The sequence below is a fragment of the Haladaptatus salinisoli genome, assembly GCF_020614375.1.
In the GTDB taxonomy this organism is placed as follows: Archaea; Halobacteriota; Halobacteria; order Halobacteriales; family Haladaptataceae; genus Haladaptatus; species Haladaptatus salinisoli.
This window is the reverse complement of sequence record NZ_CP085327.1, coordinates 653,731-669,268: the sequence shown is the minus strand read 5'-3', so window position 1 is coordinate 669,268 and position 15,538 is coordinate 653,731. Positions and strand designations below refer to the sequence as shown.

Annotated in this window: 18 protein-coding genes; 10 read left to right on the top strand and 8 right to left on the bottom strand. The window is 68.0% G+C overall.

From position 1 onward, the window contains the following. Positions 1 to 56 precede the first annotated feature (56 nt). On the top strand, positions 57 to 1,166 hold the full coding sequence (gene btuC / locus LIX00_RS03770) for a vitamin B12 ABC transporter permease BtuC (protein ID WP_227354852.1): 1,110 nt from the start codon (positions 57 to 59) through the stop codon (positions 1,164 to 1,166). After that, complete coding sequence (locus tag LIX00_RS03765; RefSeq protein ID WP_227354851.1) at positions 1,163 to 2,422, top strand: heme ABC transporter ATP-binding protein; 1,260 nt, start codon at positions 1,163 to 1,165, stop codon at positions 2,420 to 2,422. Before btuC ends, LIX00_RS03765 begins: the two co-directional genes overlap by 4 nt. A 4-nt stretch (positions 2,423 to 2,426) precedes the next feature. On the opposite strand, the gene LIX00_RS03760 is transcribed toward LIX00_RS03765, so the two are convergent. Further along, positions 2,427 to 2,729: a hypothetical protein gene (locus LIX00_RS03760; protein WP_227354850.1), complete on the bottom strand. Its 303-nt coding sequence runs from the start codon at positions 2,727 to 2,729 to the stop codon at positions 2,427 to 2,429. Positions 2,730 to 3,098: 369 nt separating this feature from the next. On the opposite strand from LIX00_RS03760, the gene crtID reads away from it, so the two are divergent. From crtID to cruF, 3 genes are read left to right on the top strand one after another with little or no spacing between them, the layout of a single operon-like run. After that, positions 3,099 to 4,619 (top strand): bifunctional phytoene desaturase/3,4-desaturase, encoded by a 1,521-nt coding sequence (gene crtID / locus LIX00_RS03755; RefSeq protein ID WP_227354849.1) that lies wholly within the window; start codon positions 3,099 to 3,101, stop codon positions 4,617 to 4,619. Positions 4,620 to 4,631: 12 nt separating this feature from the next. Next, the gene (locus tag LIX00_RS03750; protein WP_227354848.1) at positions 4,632 to 5,459 is read left to right on the top strand and encodes a prenyltransferase; all 828 of its coding nucleotides are present in this window, start codon (positions 4,632 to 4,634) and stop codon (positions 5,457 to 5,459) included. Beyond that, a complete protein-coding gene (gene cruF / locus LIX00_RS03745; RefSeq protein ID WP_227354847.1) occupies positions 5,452 to 6,285 on the top strand; it encodes a bisanhydrobacterioruberin hydratase in 834 nt (277 codons plus the stop codon). The genes LIX00_RS03750 and cruF overlap by 8 nt, the downstream gene beginning before the upstream one ends. Here the strand turns inward: cruF and LIX00_RS03740 are convergent. The 4 genes from LIX00_RS03740 to LIX00_RS03725 all read right to left on the bottom strand — a co-directional run bounded on the left by LIX00_RS03740 (position 6,282) and on the right by LIX00_RS03725 (position 8,822). Further along, on the bottom strand, positions 6,282 to 7,229 hold the full coding sequence (locus tag LIX00_RS03740; RefSeq protein ID WP_227354846.1) for a phytoene/squalene synthase family protein: 948 nt from the start codon (positions 7,227 to 7,229) through the stop codon (positions 6,282 to 6,284). The two genes, cruF and LIX00_RS03740, sit on opposite strands and share 4 nt — an antisense overlap. Positions 7,230 to 7,314: 85 nt before the next feature. Continuing rightward, complete coding sequence (locus tag LIX00_RS03735; RefSeq protein WP_227354845.1) at positions 7,315 to 7,599, bottom strand: spore germination protein GerW family protein; 285 nt, start codon at positions 7,597 to 7,599, stop codon at positions 7,315 to 7,317. A 98-nt stretch (positions 7,600 to 7,697) separates the two neighbouring features. Next, positions 7,698 to 7,982, bottom strand: coding sequence for a hypothetical protein (locus LIX00_RS03730; protein ID WP_227354844.1), 285 nt, complete (start codon positions 7,980 to 7,982; stop codon positions 7,698 to 7,700). Between the two features lie 30 nt (positions 7,983 to 8,012). After that, on the bottom strand, positions 8,013 to 8,822 hold the full coding sequence (locus LIX00_RS03725) for an ArsR/SmtB family transcription factor (protein ID WP_227354843.1): 810 nt from the start codon (positions 8,820 to 8,822) through the stop codon (positions 8,013 to 8,015). 102 nt (positions 8,823 to 8,924) lie between these two features. On the opposite strand from LIX00_RS03725, the gene LIX00_RS03720 reads away from it, so the two are divergent. Both LIX00_RS03720 and LIX00_RS03715 read left to right on the top strand, forming a co-directional pair. Further along, a complete protein-coding gene (locus LIX00_RS03720) occupies positions 8,925 to 9,263 on the top strand; it encodes a DUF7344 domain-containing protein (protein ID WP_227354842.1) in 339 nt (112 codons plus the stop codon). A 62-nt stretch (positions 9,264 to 9,325) separates the two neighbouring features. Next, positions 9,326 to 9,757 carry a hypothetical protein gene (locus LIX00_RS03715; RefSeq protein WP_227354841.1) on the top strand — a complete coding sequence of 144 codons (432 nt, stop codon included), beginning with the start codon at positions 9,326 to 9,328 and terminating at the stop codon, positions 9,755 to 9,757. 64 nt (positions 9,758 to 9,821) lie between these two features. On the opposite strand, the gene LIX00_RS03710 is transcribed toward LIX00_RS03715, so the two are convergent. Then, positions 9,822 to 10,019, bottom strand: a complete 198-nt coding sequence (locus LIX00_RS03710; RefSeq protein ID WP_227354840.1) for a DUF7501 family protein — start codon at positions 10,017 to 10,019, stop codon at positions 9,822 to 9,824. A 179-nt stretch (positions 10,020 to 10,198) separates the two neighbouring features. Between LIX00_RS03710 and LIX00_RS03705 the strand changes: the two genes are divergently transcribed. From LIX00_RS03705 to LIX00_RS03695, 3 genes are read left to right on the top strand one after another with little or no spacing between them, the layout of a single operon-like run. Next, the gene (locus tag LIX00_RS03705; RefSeq protein ID WP_227354839.1) at positions 10,199 to 10,978 is read left to right on the top strand and encodes a GHMP family kinase ATP-binding protein; all 780 of its coding nucleotides are present in this window, start codon (positions 10,199 to 10,201) and stop codon (positions 10,976 to 10,978) included. 55 nt (positions 10,979 to 11,033) lie between these two features. Next, positions 11,034 to 11,708, top strand: coding sequence for a TIGR00266 family protein (locus LIX00_RS03700; protein WP_227354838.1), 675 nt, complete (start codon positions 11,034 to 11,036; stop codon positions 11,706 to 11,708). Positions 11,709 to 11,755: 47 nt separating this feature from the next. Further along, positions 11,756 to 12,598, top strand: coding sequence for a cytochrome c oxidase subunit 3 (locus LIX00_RS03695; protein WP_227354837.1), 843 nt, complete (start codon positions 11,756 to 11,758; stop codon positions 12,596 to 12,598). 1 nt (position 12,599) lies between these two features. Here the strand turns inward: LIX00_RS03695 and LIX00_RS03690 are convergent, their stop codons facing one another. Both LIX00_RS03690 and LIX00_RS03685 read right to left on the bottom strand, forming a co-directional pair. Further along, the gene (locus LIX00_RS03690; RefSeq protein WP_227354836.1) at positions 12,600 to 13,160 is read right to left on the bottom strand and encodes a hypothetical protein; all 561 of its coding nucleotides are present in this window, start codon (positions 13,158 to 13,160) and stop codon (positions 12,600 to 12,602) included. After that, positions 13,157 to 15,421 (bottom strand): DUF6789 family protein, encoded by a 2,265-nt coding sequence (locus LIX00_RS03685; RefSeq protein ID WP_368410711.1) that lies wholly within the window; start codon positions 15,419 to 15,421, stop codon positions 13,157 to 13,159. Before LIX00_RS03685 ends, LIX00_RS03690 begins: the two co-directional genes overlap by 4 nt. Between the last annotated feature and the right edge of the window lie 117 nt (positions 15,422 to 15,538).

The following is a 15,538-nucleotide window of genomic DNA, read 5'->3' as shown; positions in this document are numbered from 1 at the left end:
GGCACGTCGAGCGTGTTCAATAAATATTTACCTAAAGCAACCAGACTTGGATACAGATGCGATACGGGACGCGCGTGACGACGTGGTGCGGCGGACTGACGGCGGCGTTGATACTCGTCGTGTTGGCGAGCGCCGCGATCGGCCCGACTTCCCTCTCGCCCGTCGTGGTGGCGAAGACCCTCCTCAACGCGCTGGCGGTGCCGACCGGGGTCCGACTCTCCCAGCAGACGCTGTCGGTTCCGGGCGGCCTCTCGCTCGGCGTCCCGTTCCCGGACCTCTCGTACGACCCCCTCTTCTCCTTCGCGGTGCCGCGAACCGCGGCGGTCATCGTCACCCGCCTCCGACTGCCGCGAATCGCGCTGGCCGCGGTGGTCGGCTTCGCCCTCGCCACCGCGGGCGTCGTGATGCAGGGCTTCTTCCGCAACCCGATGGCCGACCCCTCCATCATCGGCGTCTCCTCGGGCGCGGCGGTCGGGGCGGTGGCGACCATCGCGTTCTCGATTTCGCTCCCCTTCGCGCTGCCCCTGTTCGCCTTCGTCGGCGCGATGGCCGCCGCCTTCGGCGTCTACCTGCTGGCGACGCGGGACGGGCGGACGCCGGTCGCCACGCTCCTGCTCGCCGGGGTCGCGGTGCAGACGCTGCTCGGCGCGGTCGTCTCCTTTCTCCTCCTCGAAAGCGGGGAGAGCCTGCGGGAGGCCGTCTTCTGGTTGATGGGCCACCTCCACTACGCCTCGTGGGGAAAGGTCGGCGTCGCGCTCCCCGTCTCGCTCGTCGGCTTTCTCGTCCTCGCCGCGTTCGCGCAGGAACTCAACGTCCTCCTGCTCGGCGAGGAGGACGCCCACAACCTCGGCGTCGAGGTCGAACGCACGAAGCGCCTCCTCCTCGCCGTCGCCAGCGTCGTCACCGCGGCCGCGGTCGCGGTGTCGGGCGTCATCGGATTCGTCGGCCTCGTCGTGCCGCACGTGATGCGCCTGCTCGTCGGCCCCGACCACCGAATACTGCTCCCGACCAGCGCTCTCGCCGGGTCCGTCTTCCTGGTGGCGACCGACACCGTCGCCCGCTCCGCCGCGGGCGCGGAGCAACTCCCGGTCGGCATCGTCACCGCCTTCCTCGGCGCGCCCTTCTTCCTCTACTTGCTCCGCAAGCGGGAGGTGCACGCGCTGTGATCCGAATCGAGGACGTGGCGGTGCGACTCGGAAACGCCCGCGTCCTCGACGGCGTCACCGCCACCGTCGACGGCGGACGGTTCGTGGGACTCGTCGGCCCGAACGGGGCGGGGAAGACGACCCTGCTCCGGGCGGTGAACGGCGCGCTCTCGCCCGACGAGGGGCGCGTGCTGGTCGACGGCGACGCCGTCTCCGACCTCTCCTCCAAGGCGGCCAGTCGCCGCGTGGCGACCGTCCCGCAGGACACGTCGCTCTCGTTCGACTTCCCCGTCCGCGAGGTGGTCGCCATGGGTCGCAACCCCTACCGCTCGCGGTTCGGCGGTCGCGCGGGCGAGAAACGGACGACCGAGACGGTCTCGGACGCGGACGTCGTCGAGGGCGCGATGGAGCGAACCGACGTGACCGCGTTCGCCGACCGCCCCATCACCGCGATAAGCGGCGGAGAACGCCAACGGGTCCTGCTCGCCCGCGCGTTGGCGCAGGACACGCCCGTCCTCCTGCTGGACGAACCGACCGCGAGCCTCGACATCAACCATCAGGTGCGAACGTTCGAACTCGTCCGGGAACTGGTTCGGGAGGGAAAGACCGTGGTCGCGGCCATCCACGACCTGAATCTCGCCGCGCACTACTGCGACGAACTCCTGCTCCTCGATTCCGGGTCGGTGCTCGCCTCCGGCCCGCCGACGGACGTGTTGGCCGAGGACACCCTCCGCGAGGCGTTCGACGCCCGGGCGGTCGTCTCCCGCCACCCCGTGACTGGGTCGACGTACGTGACCGCGCTCCCGGACCGAACGACCCCCGCCCGCGAGGGGCGCGTCCACGTCGTCGGGGGCGGCGGAACCGTCTCGCGCCTGCTCTACCTGCTAACCGCGGCGGGGTACGACGCGTCCGTCGGCGTGCTGAACGAGGGCGACTCCGACCTCGAAACCGCCCGCCTGCTCGGACTGGACGCGGTGGTCGAAGAACCCTTCGCGCCCATCGGCGCGAGCGCGCGGGAAGCGGTCGAGGCGCGAATCCGCGACGCGGACGCGACCGTGCTCGCCGACGTGGAGGTCGGCGCGGGGAACCTGGCGAACCTCGAAGCCGCCGCCGAAGCCGACTCGGTCATCATCGTCGAGGAGCGTCCCTTCGAGGAACGGAACTACGCCGGGAGCGACGCCGCGGCGCGCTATCGGACGCTCCGCGAACGCGGGACGGTCGTCTCGCCCGACGAACTGCTGTCCGCGGTCGAAGCCAGCGTCGACGCGGAGTCCTGACCGTTCAGGTCGCGTGTCGCTTGCGCACCAGTTCGAACAGCATCAGCGCGGCGAACGTGCTGGCCGCGAGCATGACGATGGCCGCGACGCCGACCGGAACCGAGGGAGCGAGTACCGCGCTGACGCCGAGCAGAACGCCGGACACCAGCGCCATCGCGAACCGTTTCACGCCCGAGAGGGACACGAACCCCTGCGCGAGCGTCGGGTCGAGACCGACGATTCGGGACCAGACGACGTACAGCGTCACCACGACGAGAAACGAGAGCAGGGCGACACCGAGTAACAGTAAGAATGCGTCGAGTTGCACGTCTGATTCGTCCGTTGGGTACGAGCGCGGCGCACGCCGACATAAATCTATCGAATATCGCACATTTTCGCGAGAGTAAAGAGGTGCAGCGTGGAATAACGGTACTCCGAGATGAGAACTTTCGTGAGAGGGTTGGTGACACTTTGGAAGGAGGCCAACCTTCCGCCAGAGCCTCTGGCACCGTCGGACTACCCGAGTTCACGGCTGCACGCTTACGCGCCCGAGTCAGGAAGGGCGCGGTAGATGATACGGGCTTTACTACCTTTGTTATACGCCAGCTAAACGTACGGAGAAACGACCTTATGCATCGACAAAGCCTCCCCTTCGTCGGGGTGTCGTTTTTATCACCGTCGCGCTCGCACGGGACCTATGAACCTCGTCGACCAGTCCGTCGTCGTGGTAGGAAGCGGGTTCGGGGGACTTTCGACGGCGTGCTACCTCGCCGAGGCGGGCGCGGACGTGACCGTGCTGGAGAAGAACGACCAGCTCGGCGGGCGCGCCAGTCGCCTCGCCGCCGACGGCTTCCGGTTCGACATGGGTCCGTCGTGGTACCTCATGCCGGACGTGTTCGAGCGGTTCTTCGGGCACTTCGACCGCGCGCCGGACGACTACTACGGGTTACGGCGACTCGACCCGCACTACCGTATCTTCTTCAAGGGCGACTCCTCGCCGGGCCGCGCGACTGGCCGCGGGCCGCGAGCGGACGGTAACCGGGTCGATATCGTCCCCGACCTCGAACGGAACAAGGAGACGTTCGAGGCATTCGAACCGGGCGCGGGCGAGGAACTCCAGCGGTACCTCGACCGGGCGGAGCGGAACTACGGCGTCGGGATGGAGTACTTCGTCTACGCCGACCGCGCCCGCTTTCGGGACTACCTCTCGTGGGACGTGGCGAAGAACGCCCGCGGCCTGAACCTCCTCGGGTCGATGCAGGACCACGTCGAGAGCTTCTTCGACCACCCGAGGCTCCAGCAGATACTGCAGTACACGCTCGTCTTCCTGGGCGGTTCCCCGAAGAACACGCCGGCCATCTACAACCTGATGAGCCACGTCGATTTCAACCTCGGCGTCTACTACCCGGAGGGCGGCATCGGCGGCGTCGTTGACGGTATCGCCGAACTCGGCGAGGAGTTGGGCGTCGAGTACCGAACCGGCCGCGAGGTGACCGCCGTCACGGGCCACGAGGGGGATTTCCTCGTTCACGTCGGGGACGAAGCGACCGCCGCAGACCTCGTCGTGAGCGACGCCGACTACGCCCACACCGAACTGGAACTCCTCCCGCCGGAGATGCGCCGGTACGGCGCGGACTACTGGAACTCGCGCACCTACGCCCCGTCGGCGTTCCTCCTCTACCTCGGCGTCGAGGGCGACGTCGACCCGCTCGCCCACCACACCCTCGTCCTCCCGACCGACTGGAACGCCCACTTCGACCGGATTTTCGAACGTCCGGCGTGGCCCGACGACCCGGCCTACTACATCTGCGCGCCGAGCCAGACCGACGACGCCGTGGCTCCCGACGGGTACAACAACCTCTTCGTCCTCGTCCCAATCGCGCCGGGCCTTCCGGACGGCCCCGCCGTCCGCGACCGATTCCGCGAGAAGATGCTGGCCGACGTCGCCGAGAATACCGGCGTCGAACTCCGCGACCGAATCGTCTTCGAGGAGCGGTTCTGCGTCTCGGAGTTCGCCGAGCGGTACAACAGCGCGAAGGGAACCGCGCTCGGACTGGCCCACACGCTCCGGCAGACCGGACCCTTACGCCCCGGCCACCGCTCGCCGAAGGTCGACGGACTGTACTTCACGGGGTCGTACACCACGCCCGGCATCGGGGTGCCGATGTGTCTCATCGGCGGACAGCACGCCGCCGCCGCCGTCATCGAAGACCGCTGAACCGAGGCTCCGATGATTCGCCAGCTACTGAAACTGTCGCGCCCGCGATTCTGGCTCTACCTCGCCGGACCGGTGTTGGTAGGGCTATCCTACGGAGCGTCCTCGGTCGACGAACTGCTCTCTCCCCCCGCGCTCGCGCTGTTCGCCTACTTCCTCGTCCCGGCGAACGTCTTCCTCTACGGCGTCAACGACGTGTTCGACGCCGACGCTGACGAGCGAAATCCGAAGAAAGACGGCCGCGAGGGCAGGTACCGCGGGGGCGGAGCGGTTCCGATCGCGGTCGTCGTCTCCGCCCTGCTCGGACTCGCGCTCGTGCTCGTCGCGCCGCCCGTCGCGCGGCCGTGGCTCCTCGGCTTCCTCGTCCTCGGCGCGGGGTACTCCGCGCCGCCGCTGCGATTCAAGGCGACGCCGTTCCTCGACTCCGTCTCGAACGGTCTCTACGTTCTCCCGGGTGCCGCGGCCTACGCCGCGCTCGCCGCGACACCCCCGCCCCCGTTCGCCGTCGCCGGCGGGTGGCTCTGGGCGATGGCGATGCACGCCTTCTCAGCGATTCCCGATATCGACCCGGACCGCCGGGCGGGAATCCGGACGACCGCGACGGTGCTCGGGGCGCGAGGGACGCTGGCCTACTGTGCGGTCTGCTGGCTCCTCGCGGCGGGGACGTTCGCCCTGCTCGACCCCCGCGCCGGCGCGCTGTTGCTCGCCTACCCCGCCCTCGTCGCGGCGTGGGTCGTCGGCGACGTGGCCATCGACCGCGCCTACTGGTGGTATCCGGCCATCAACGCCGCCGTCGGGGCGGCGCTAACGCTCGGCGGCCTGTGGGGTGTCGTCCGTGGATAGACGCGACGCGGAAGCGGGGCTGTCGACGCTCGTCCGGAACAACCGGTTCACCATCGCCGTCGTCTTCCCCCTCGTCGGGGCCCTGCTGTTCGTGGCGGGGCACGAGGGGTGGATTCCGGCGCGACTCGCGCGCGACCCGCTCCTCATCCTGTTCGGGACGCTCGTGATGCGGTCGCCGCTCGTCGCCGGACTCGCGCCGCTCGTCGACCGCCGCGCGGGAATCGCGCTCCTCGCGCTGGCGGCCTACACCTACGCGGTGGAGTTCGTCGGCGTGACGACCGGCTTCCCCTATGGCGAGTTTCGCTACGGGGTCGAACTCGGCCCGATGCTGTTCGGAACGGTTCCGGCCGGCCTCCCCGTCTTCTTCTTCCCCCTCGTGCTGAACAGCTACCTGCTCTGCCTCCTCCTGCTCGGCCCCCGAGCGGGCTCTCGGCTCGCCAGATTCGCGGCCTCGCTCGCCGTCGTGCTGCTCGTCGACCTCGTGCTGGACCCCGCCGCCGTCGCCCTCGGCCTCTGGACGTACGCCGAGGGTGGCGCGTACTACGGCGTTCCCCCCTCGAACTACGCTGGCTGGCTGGCGAGCGGGGCGGTCGCGGTCGGACTGGTCGAACTCGGCTTCGACTGGCGCGCGCTCCGCGAGCGACTCGACCGGTGCGAGTTCGCGCTGGACGATATGGTGAGCTTCGTCGTCCTCTGGGGCGCGACGAACGCCTACTTCGCGAACTGGATTCCCGTCTGCATCGCCCTCCTGCTGTTCGTCGGCCTCCGCAGGAGCGACCGGTTCGACTTCGCCGTCCTCCGGTCGTCGCGCGGAGCGCCTCGCTAGCGCGTCGGCGACGACGACCCGGTTCCCGCGCGGCGACCGGCCCCCTCGGAAACCGCGCTCACGGCCTCGAAGACGGTTTCGGGGTCGCGGCGGAACTGCCAGCGCCAGCGCGTTCGGGCGACGACCCACGCCGTGCGTGCGAGGCCGAGTCGCGGCGTCGCGGAGAGCACGTCGTACCCGCGCGCCCGGATGAGTCGGTGGTGTTCGGCGTAGAGCACGGCGGCGAGCAGGACGGGAAACCGACAGTCGGCGGGGAGGTACCGGATGCCCCTGACGCCGTGCCAGTACAGCGACTCGGCCCGACGGAGTTCGTCGTGCACCGCCGCCGCGAAACCCTCGGAGAACTCCAACCGCCGGATTTGCTCCTCGGTGACCCCGTGGCGCTCGAGCGTCGTCCGGGGCAGGTAGATACGGTCCTGCTCCTCGATGTCCTCGCGCACGTCGCGGAGGAAGTTGGTCAACTGCAACGCCTCGCCCAGCGCCGTCGCGTGCGGTCGAGCGCGCGCGCGGTCGTCGGCACCGACGACCGCGAGCATCATCCGACCGACGGCGGCCGCCGACCCCCGCATGTACGCTTCCAGTTCGGCGTAGTCCTCGTACCGCCCCTTCTCGACGTCCGTCGCCATCGCGTCCACGAACGACTCTATCTCGGCGTCCGGGATGTCGTGCGTCTCCGCCACCTCGCGGAAGGCGACGAGAACCGGGTCGTCGGTCGACTCCCGACCGAGCGCCTGCGCCCGAAGTCGCTCCAGCGCGGCGTACTGGTCGTCCGACGGAACGCCCGCCGCGTCGTCCACGACCTCGTCGGCCGTCCGGAAGAACGCGTAGAGGACGTACGTCGGGTGTCGCACGCGCTTCGGGAGGAGTCGAGTCGCGACGTAGAACGTCCGTCCGGTTCGGCGATTGATCGCCTTGCTCGTTGCGAGTTGTCGGTCCGTGACCATTCGAGAACCCCGCCCCCCGACGACGTTCCGTCCGAGTACGACGGTGAGTCCCATAAATCGTTTGCGCGAACGGGTCTCTTCGGAGTCACTTCCGTCCGAAGAGCACTCCGAGGACGAACCCGACGACGAGGGCGACGCCGACGCGACGAGGGTTCGAGAACCGGACGAACCGCGTCCCGTCCGGCGTCAGTTCGAGCGCGCCGACGGGCGTCGCTCCGACGCCCCCGCCCATTCCGCCGCCGTCCTCGTCCCCGCCTCCCCCGAACCCGTACCCGACGCTCGCCACGGGGACGACGGTCCTGTCCCCGACCGAAATCGGGTCGCCGTACACCGCTTCGACGCTCGCGCGCTCGCCGAGTCGCTCGGCCATCGATCGTATCCGTTCGAAGCTCACCGTATCACCGGACGCCGAGTACGCCGGGCAGAGACAAGGTAGTTCGGGGCGATTCGGCGCGCCGCACCGTCTCCTCACCGCTCGGTTCGGCCCTGTAACAGCAGGCCGACGCCGAGTAGCCAGCAGCCGACGCCGACGCCGAGAAGCCCGAGCGAGAGCGTCCCTCCCGATTCGCCGAACGCGGACCCCCCCGCCGCGAGCGTCCGAACGAGGACGGACACCGCGTCCGTCGTCGTCGCGGCGTCGCCGACGACGTCCGCGATTCCCGCGAGAACGACGGAGAGCGAGAGGACGAGCACCGCCGCTCCCGACGCCATCGAGAGCGTTCCGACGGTGTGGACGGTTCTGCTGTCGAGCAACGGTTGACAGATGTTAGCACTCGACCTCCATCAAGGTTCACGCTCGCGCCGCGCCCGGACGTACCAGACCGCGAATGCGAGCGCGAGAACCAGCGCGCCGCCCGCGAAGAAGAGCAGTCCCGGCGGGAGGTCGACGCCCGCCGTCCCCTCCGCGACCGTCCGCGTCACGGTCGTCGTCGCATCACCCACCGCCGCGGTGGTGCGGTCCGCGACGGTCGTCGTCGTTTCGGCGGTCTTCCGCGCCGCGCTTTCCGTCGTTCCGCTGCCCGTGGGCGACTGCGTCGCGCCGATCGCATCGCCGCCCGCGCTATCGCTGGTCGTCCCTTGAGCGACGTCGCCGCCGCCCGCTCCGTTCGACGATTTCCCTCCGTCGTTCGAGTCGCCGCTCGTCAGCGTCATCCCGCCGGACGAGAGTCGCTGGACGACGAGGCTCGCCAGGCCGAGGACGCCGAGACCGCCGAGCAGGTTCTTCAAGGCGGATTTCAACCCCGCGGTGTCCGACTCGTTTCCGGCGAAGAGCACGAGGGGTTCCGCGACCGGGGCGTACACCTTCATCTCGCGGCCCTTGCTGGAGTACATCGTGTCCGCGACCTCGACGAGATTTCCGTCCGCCAGCTTTCCGAGGTGGTACTGGGCGTTCTGGAGGGACGTATCGACCCGCTCCGCGATGGCCGCGGGGGTCGCGGGTTCCTCGTAGAGGGCGGCGAGGATGTCCCGACCGGTCTGCGAGGAGAGCGCCGCGACGAGGTCGTCGGCGTCGTCGCTGTCGACGCCGACGACGCGAGGATCGCGGTCTTCGTCCGCGACGGCGTCGATGGAGGAGGGAGGGAAATCGACCATACCGTGACATTCCGTGCGATTACTATAACTCTGCCCGACCCAGCGATTCCCGGCGTTTTATTACATCGGGCCGGAAACCCACCGTTCGTCAACCGAGAACTCATGGATGGGGAGGAGGATTCGCTGCGAACGCTCTTACAGATACTCGCTGAGCCGCGGCGACGCTACGCTCTGTACCATCTCCGCCGACGCGACCGGACGACGGTGACGCGCATCGCGGACAACGTCGCGGGGTGGATGGCCGCGGGGCGAGACGAACCCCTCTCGGCCGAGACGCTCGTCAGGATATACACCGACCTCCACCACACCGACCTCCCGAAACTCGCCGCCGCCGACATCGTGGACTACCGCGGCGACGAGCGGGTCGAGGTCACCCGGTTCCCGGACGTGCTCCACGCCTTACTCGACGTGACGCTCGAATTCGACGACGGGGCGACCTGACCGACCGCCGGACGATTTAGTCCATCACTAATAAAGTCGACGGTCGCCGAATCCCGCGGACGATGAACCGAATGCAGCGGACGCTGACGCTGGTCGGTGCCGCGTTCTTCGCGGCCGGTATCGTCGTCACGGTCGGCGTGGTCGACCCGCCGACCCCCGGCGCGAAGACGCAGTCGTCCGACCCTCTCCCCACGACCGTCGCCGACGGAGGCGCGAGCGACGTCGACGACGCGACGAGCGCGGGGGACCGGACCGGGGCGAGCGCGGACCGGACGAGCGGCGGTGGGAGTGAGCGGAACGAGGGTGCGCGAGAAAGGGAAGAACGGGAGCGGGAAGAGCGAGAGGGGAAGAGAGACGAGAAAGGAGAGGCGAAAGAGCAGGAAGACGAAAAAGAAGAAAAAGACGAGACAGAGGAAGAGGAAAAAGAGGCGGACGAGAAAGAGCGGGACGAAGACCGCGATACGGGCGACGAGGAATCGAGACGCGAGGATTGACGCGAAAAAGACGAGTCGGACGGGGACGACGTGAATCGAGGAATCGAAAACGGGCGACGGCCCGCTATCCGCCCCACTCGCCGCGCATGTCGCCGCCGATTCGGTCGCGCCACGTTTCGAACTCGTCGTTACACGGCTGATTCTCCCTGATGTGTACGATGAACCCCCAACCGCCGTCGTCGAGGGGAGCATCGCAGAACGGACAGCGTTTCGGGTCGCTCCATTGGGAAGTCGTCTGCGCGGGCGAGGACTGGCTCGACATACTATGTTATTCGGTAGCATACTATAAAATTTTTCGGGAAGTGATAGACGTTCGGAATCGATCTAAGGAATTTAGTGAATATATATCCACGAATGCTCCTATTTCAGTAAATATTTCCACTCCACGACTCCGGCTCGTCGGTCGGCGGATTGAAGGCCCGCTTCCGCCTCGGTACCCGTATGAGAGCGTTCGCTCCGGGGAGCATCACGGCGGTGTTCGCGCCGGCGGAGTCCGGAAACGGGTCGAAGGGTGCGAGCGTGGCCATCGAGGACGGCGTCGTCGCCGACGTGCGGGCCGCAGATCGAACCGAAGTGTTCCTCGACGGCGACGCCACCGACTTCGAACCGGTCGAGGGCGTGCTCGACGACCTCGGCGTCGCGGCGCGCGTCGAACTCGACGCCGAGGTTCCCGTCGGCTGCGGGTTCGGCGCGAGCGGCGCGGCGACCCTCGCAACCGCGCTCGCGGCGAACGAGGCGTTCGAACTCGGGCTTTCGCGGGACGGACTCGTCCAAGCCTCGCACGTCGCGGAGGTCGAGGCGGGCACCGGCCTCGGCGACGTGTTCATCCAGTCGGCGGGCGGGTTGCTGATGGACGACGGGTCGGGACGCAGGCGCTGGGAGCCGAGCGACGCCGTCGAGTACGTCTCGTTCGGCGGCATGGCGACGAGCGACACCCTCGGCGACGACGAACTCATGGCCCGAATCGAGGCGGTGGGCGGTCGCGTTCTCGACTCGCTCCCCGACGAACCGTCGCTCGAACGGCTGATCCGCGATTCGTGGACGTTCGCGCGCGAAATCGGACTGCCGACGGACAGGGTTCGGGAGACGGTGGCCGAAGTCGAAGCCGCCGGCGGCGCGGCGAGCATGGCGATGCTCGGCGAGACGGTGTTCGCCGTCGGCGTCGAGGGCGTCCTCCCCCACAGGACGGGCATCTCGTTCGACGGGGCGACGCTCCTGTAGGTATCGCCGGCTTCGTGCGTAACTTCATATAGCAGACCGGCCATCAGTTTCGGGTATGGAGTACGAGATCACCAACGGACCGAGCAACGCGGTTCTCACGGCGACGCTCGACGAGGGGGAGACCATCGAGGCGAAGACGGGCACGATGGTCAGTCGGAGCGCGAGCACGAACGCCGACGCGCGGGTCGGCGGAGGCGACGGTCTCAAGGGGATGCTCTCGCGGGCCATCAGCGACGAGCGCGAGACGGTCTCGAACGCGTTCACGGCGGAGGTCGACGGGGCGCACGTCACGCTCGCGCCGGACGTGCCCGGCGACGTCGTCGCCATCGACCTCGCGGAGACCGGCCGCATCAAAGCCCAATCGGGGTCGCCGCTGGCGTGGACGCCCGAGGTGGAACACGAAACCGCGCTCAACGACGCGCGGAACTTCTTCTCGTCCAACGAGCTAACCGTCCTCGCCATGAGCGGTGACGGTATCGCGTTCCTCTCGTCGTACGGGTCGATTTACAGCGTCGACATCGCGGACGACGACCCCCTCATCGTGGACGAAGACCACCTCGTCGCGTGGACGGACGGTCTCGACCTCTCGCGCGAACGCGACGGCGGCATCAAATCTTCGGTGCTCGGCGGCGAAGGGCGGGTCACGCGGTTCTCCGGCGCGGGAACCGTCTGGCTCCAGACGCGCAACCCGCTCGTGTTCGCGAACGCGCTCTCGGCCGACAACCGATAGGTCGCCGTCGGTTTTTTGCCGTTCGGCGGACTGTCTCTATCGGTACCATGTCCGACCCGACGGCCGGCGCGGACCGCGCCGCGGAGCAGCGCCAGCACGAGTCGAGTCACCACGAGCGGAGTCGCTGGCCCTTCGTCGCCGCCGCCGGCGCCGGAACGCTGTACGCCGGCGGCGCGCTCGCGCTCCTGGGTCGGGCGACCGACGTGTTCCCCACGGTGCTCGGAATCGCCATCGCGGTCGTCGGCTTCGGGGTGTTCGTCGCCGGACTCGCGGGGTGGCTCGATTCGGCCTACGTCCGCCGCTACTGGCGGGAGCGGGCGGACGCCCGGAAGCGACGTTCGTATCTGACGACGATGGTGTTGTTCCTGCTCACCGACTTGGGGACGTTCGGCGCGGGGTTCGCGTACTACTTTTTCATCCGCGTCGGCGGGTGGCCGCCGGGCGACCTCCCCCACCTCCTGAGTTCGCTCGTCCTCGTCAACACGGTGCTCCTCGTGCTCAGCAGTTTCACGCTCCACTTCGCGCACCTCGCGCTGGAAGACGAACGCCGGGGGCGGTTTCTCGCGCTCCTCGGACTCACGGTGGCGCTCGGCGTCGCGTTCGTCGGGGGGCAGGTCGTCGAGTACCACGAGTTCATCGTCGGGGAAGGGTTCACCCTGTCGACCGGAATCTTCGGAAGCGCCTTCTTCGGCCTGACCGGCCTGCACGGTCTCCACGTCACGCTCGGCGTGGTGTTGCTCGGTATCGTCCTCTGGCGGGCGCTGCGCGGGCAGTACGACGCCGAGCGAGACACCTCGGTCTCGACGGTGTCGATGTACTGGCACTTCGTGGACGCCGTCTGGATCTTCCTCGTCGTCGTGCTGTACGCCGGGGCGGCGATCACCGGCTAGTTCACCGCGGCCCCCGCCCCGCCCGCTCCTCGCGTTCGAGCACCATCCGGTAGAGCGGCGGCGTGAGGATGCCCAGAACGCCGAGGAGGATGGACACCACCCCGAGCGGGAAGAGCAGCGGGTCGACGGAGAGACACGAGTTCGTCGAGGCGACGGTCGCGTAGCGCACCGTCCCGCCGTCCGAGACGAGGACGCCGCGGCGGAACGCCCGCCGGTGGACGAACCGCCCCCGTACCTCGGCTTCCCCCCTCACGCTTTCGACGGCCTCCTCGAACGCGCGCCGTTCCGCCGGAGCCAGTTCGGAGACGTCGAAGCGGCGCAGCGTCGGATCGGCCCGCGGGTTCGTATACTGCTCCGACTGGTCGGGCGTGTAGACCACGATCGTCGGATCCCCGCACAACCCCAGTTCCGCCTGCACCGCGGCGTACCCCCCGAGGATGCCGCCGGCGATGCCGACCGCGACGAGGAGCGTCCCGAGGAACGGCGCGCCGTAGGTCAGCAGGGTCGAGACGGTCGGTCGGTCGTCCCTAACCGGCGCGGAAGAACGCTCGTCGCCGCTCATCTCTCGACCCGCCAGCGCGACCCGACGTACTCGAACGTGACGGACAGGCCGACGCCGTAGAACCAGTGGGCGACGAGGACGAACACGAGGTAGCCGAGGAGTCGCAGTCCGGTTTGCCCGGTGTAGAACGCCAGTCCGAACCCGACCGAGATTATCGTCGCGTACGCGATACCAGTCACGATTCGCGGGCGGCCCGGCAGGAACTCCGCCAGCGTGGCGAACAGGAGCGCCCACGTCGTCATTCCGCCGACGAGAAAGAGGAGGTAACCCACGGTGACGTTGCGCATTCCGACGAGTTCCGCGAGTTCGGCGAACGACGAGAGGTCGAACACGCCCAGAATCGTCGCGGTGAGCAGAACGCCCGACATCATCATCGTTCCGACGAATCCGCCGGTCGCGGCGGCGGCGGCGATTCGCGGTATCGTGGTGAGGAGCGGTTCCACGCTTCGGAGGATGGTCGGGCTCCCCTCGCCGGGAACGGTCGTCGAGGACGCGCGCGTAACCTCGGGCTCCGTCGGTTCGATGTCGTACCGCTCCTCCAGTCGCCGCTCGAACCACTGCCACTCGCGGGTGAACTGCCGGGTGCGCTTCAGGCCCCACACGTCCGCGGTTCGTACCGGCTCCCCGCTCCAGTACGACCAGATCATGTTGTACAGCCACAGGAGGACGCTGATGCCGATGACGAACGCGCCGACGGTCGCAATTCGCTGGGGCGTCGCGAACTCGGGCGGGTAGACGGCGTACCGCCGCGGTAGGTGCGATAGTCCCATGGCGATGAGCGTCCCGAACGTCACGACCGACCCGAAGACGAGCAGCACCGACTGGAACAGCGCAAGTTGGCGGTCGTACATCCGCCCAGTCAGGATGGGGTACCAGAAGTAGCTGGCCGCGACCATCGTGTACGGGATGATGCCCATGACGATCATGTGGAAGTGGCCGACGACGTAGTACGTCGCGTGGTAGACGATGTCGACGGGAATCGTGGCGAGGAACACGCCCGTCACGCCGCCGACGACGAACGTGCCGATGCTGGCGATGCAGAGCACCATCGGCGCGGTCAGCCGGACGTTGCCCGACCAGATGGTCGTTATCCAGTTGAACGTCTTGATGGCGCTCGGCACCGCGATGGCGATGGAGACGGCCATGAAACTCGCCCGCAGGCGCGGGTCGAGGCCGGTGACGAACATGTGGTGGGCCCAGACGCCGAAGCTGAGCACGCCGATGGCGAGCGTCGAGTAGACGATGTACTTGAACCCGAACAGCTTCCGGCCCACGAACTTCGGGAGGATGAAACTCATCAGCCCCGTGGCGGGGAGGAAGATGATGTACACCTCGGGGTGGCCGAAGAACCAGAACAGGTGCTGCCAGAGGATGGGGTCGCCGCCCACCGGCGCGTAGAACGTGGTGCCGAAGTTCCGGTCGAGCAGGAGCATGATGAGCGCGCTGCCCAGCAGCGGGAACGCGAAGAGGACGATGCCGCTCGTCGTGAGGATGGTCCACGAGAAGATGTCGAGGTTCTCCCAACCGACCCCCTCACCGCGCTCGTAGAGTATCGTGGCGATGAAGTTGATCGCGCCGATGGTCGTGGCGATGCCGGAGAGGTGCAGGCCGAGGAGGAGGAAATCTATCTGCGGGTTCACCGTCTGCACCGACAGCGGCGTGTACAGCGTCCAGCCGAGTTCCGGGTCGTGGAGCGTCCAGAAGAACTGACGGACGTCGCCTCGAAATCCGAGCAAACCGAGTATCTGCCCGACGATCTGCGCGGGGAGGCCGCCGCGGACGAGGAACAGCGAGGGCGGAAGGAGCCAGAAGCCGATGGCGTTCAGCCGCGGGAACGCCATGTCGTCGGCGTCGAGGAGCAGCGGGACGAAGTAGTTCGCGATGCCGAAGAACACCGGCGTCACGAAGAAAAAGAGCATCATGAGGCCGTGGGCGGTGAACAGGGCGTTGTAGGTCTCCACCGACCAGATGTCGGCGGAGGGGGTGAGGAGTTCGGTGCGCATCATCATGGCGTCGGTGCCGCCCCAGAGCGCCGCGAAGGTGCCGAAGACGATGTACAGTATCCCTATCTCCCGGTGGTCGGTCGTCGTCGTCCAGCGGGTCACCGACTCCTTGAGCGTCCCGACGTCGACGCCGAACCCGCGCCGCGTCCGGTACCCGCCGTCCGGTTCCGCGCCGTTTCGACGGGACAGCCACGCGACGAGCCAGCATCCCCCGAGCAGCAGTCCGAGGGCGGTCAGTTCGACCACCGGTCGATTCACCGCCGATACCCTCCGTTGCGTCCGCTCGCTCCCCACCCCGCGTACATGCGTGGTCTACCGTGTCGGTATCGATTACGATAAATCCGGAGGTCGGTTCGAGGGGCGGTCGATCCGCTC

What these genes read in the sequence shown, in the direction of transcription:
- LIX00_RS03720 (WP_227354842.1), top strand. Translation starts at nt 8,925, where the DNA reads ATGGATGGGGAGGAGGATTCGCTGCGAACGCTCTTACAGATACTCGCT.
- LIX00_RS03725 (WP_227354843.1), bottom strand. Translation starts at nt 8,822, where the DNA reads ATGGTCGATTTCCCTCCCTCCTCCATCGACGCCGTCGCGGACGAAGAC.
- btuC (WP_227354852.1), top strand. Translation starts at nt 57, where the DNA reads ATGCGATACGGGACGCGCGTGACGACGTGGTGCGGCGGACTGACGGCG.
- crtID (WP_227354849.1), top strand. Translation starts at nt 3,099, where the DNA reads ATGAACCTCGTCGACCAGTCCGTCGTCGTGGTAGGAAGCGGGTTCGGG.
- LIX00_RS03690 (WP_227354836.1), bottom strand. Translation starts at nt 13,160, where the DNA reads ATGAGCGGCGACGAGCGTTCTTCCGCGCCGGTTAGGGACGACCGACCG.
- LIX00_RS03750 (WP_227354848.1), top strand. Translation starts at nt 4,632, where the DNA reads ATGATTCGCCAGCTACTGAAACTGTCGCGCCCGCGATTCTGGCTCTAC.
- LIX00_RS03705 (WP_227354839.1), top strand. Translation starts at nt 10,199, where the DNA reads ATGAGAGCGTTCGCTCCGGGGAGCATCACGGCGGTGTTCGCGCCGGCG.
- LIX00_RS03740 (WP_227354846.1), bottom strand. Translation starts at nt 7,229, where the DNA reads ATGGTCACGGACCGACAACTCGCAACGAGCAAGGCGATCAATCGCCGA.
- LIX00_RS03695 (WP_227354837.1), top strand. Translation starts at nt 11,756, where the DNA reads ATGTCCGACCCGACGGCCGGCGCGGACCGCGCCGCGGAGCAGCGCCAG.
- LIX00_RS03735 (WP_227354845.1), bottom strand. Translation starts at nt 7,599, where the DNA reads ATGGCCGAGCGACTCGGCGAGCGCGCGAGCGTCGAAGCGGTGTACGGC.
- LIX00_RS03710 (WP_227354840.1), bottom strand. Translation starts at nt 10,019, where the DNA reads ATGTCGAGCCAGTCCTCGCCCGCGCAGACGACTTCCCAATGGAGCGAC.
- LIX00_RS03700 (WP_227354838.1), top strand. Translation starts at nt 11,034, where the DNA reads ATGGAGTACGAGATCACCAACGGACCGAGCAACGCGGTTCTCACGGCG.
- LIX00_RS03715 (WP_227354841.1), top strand. Translation starts at nt 9,326, where the DNA reads ATGAACCGAATGCAGCGGACGCTGACGCTGGTCGGTGCCGCGTTCTTC.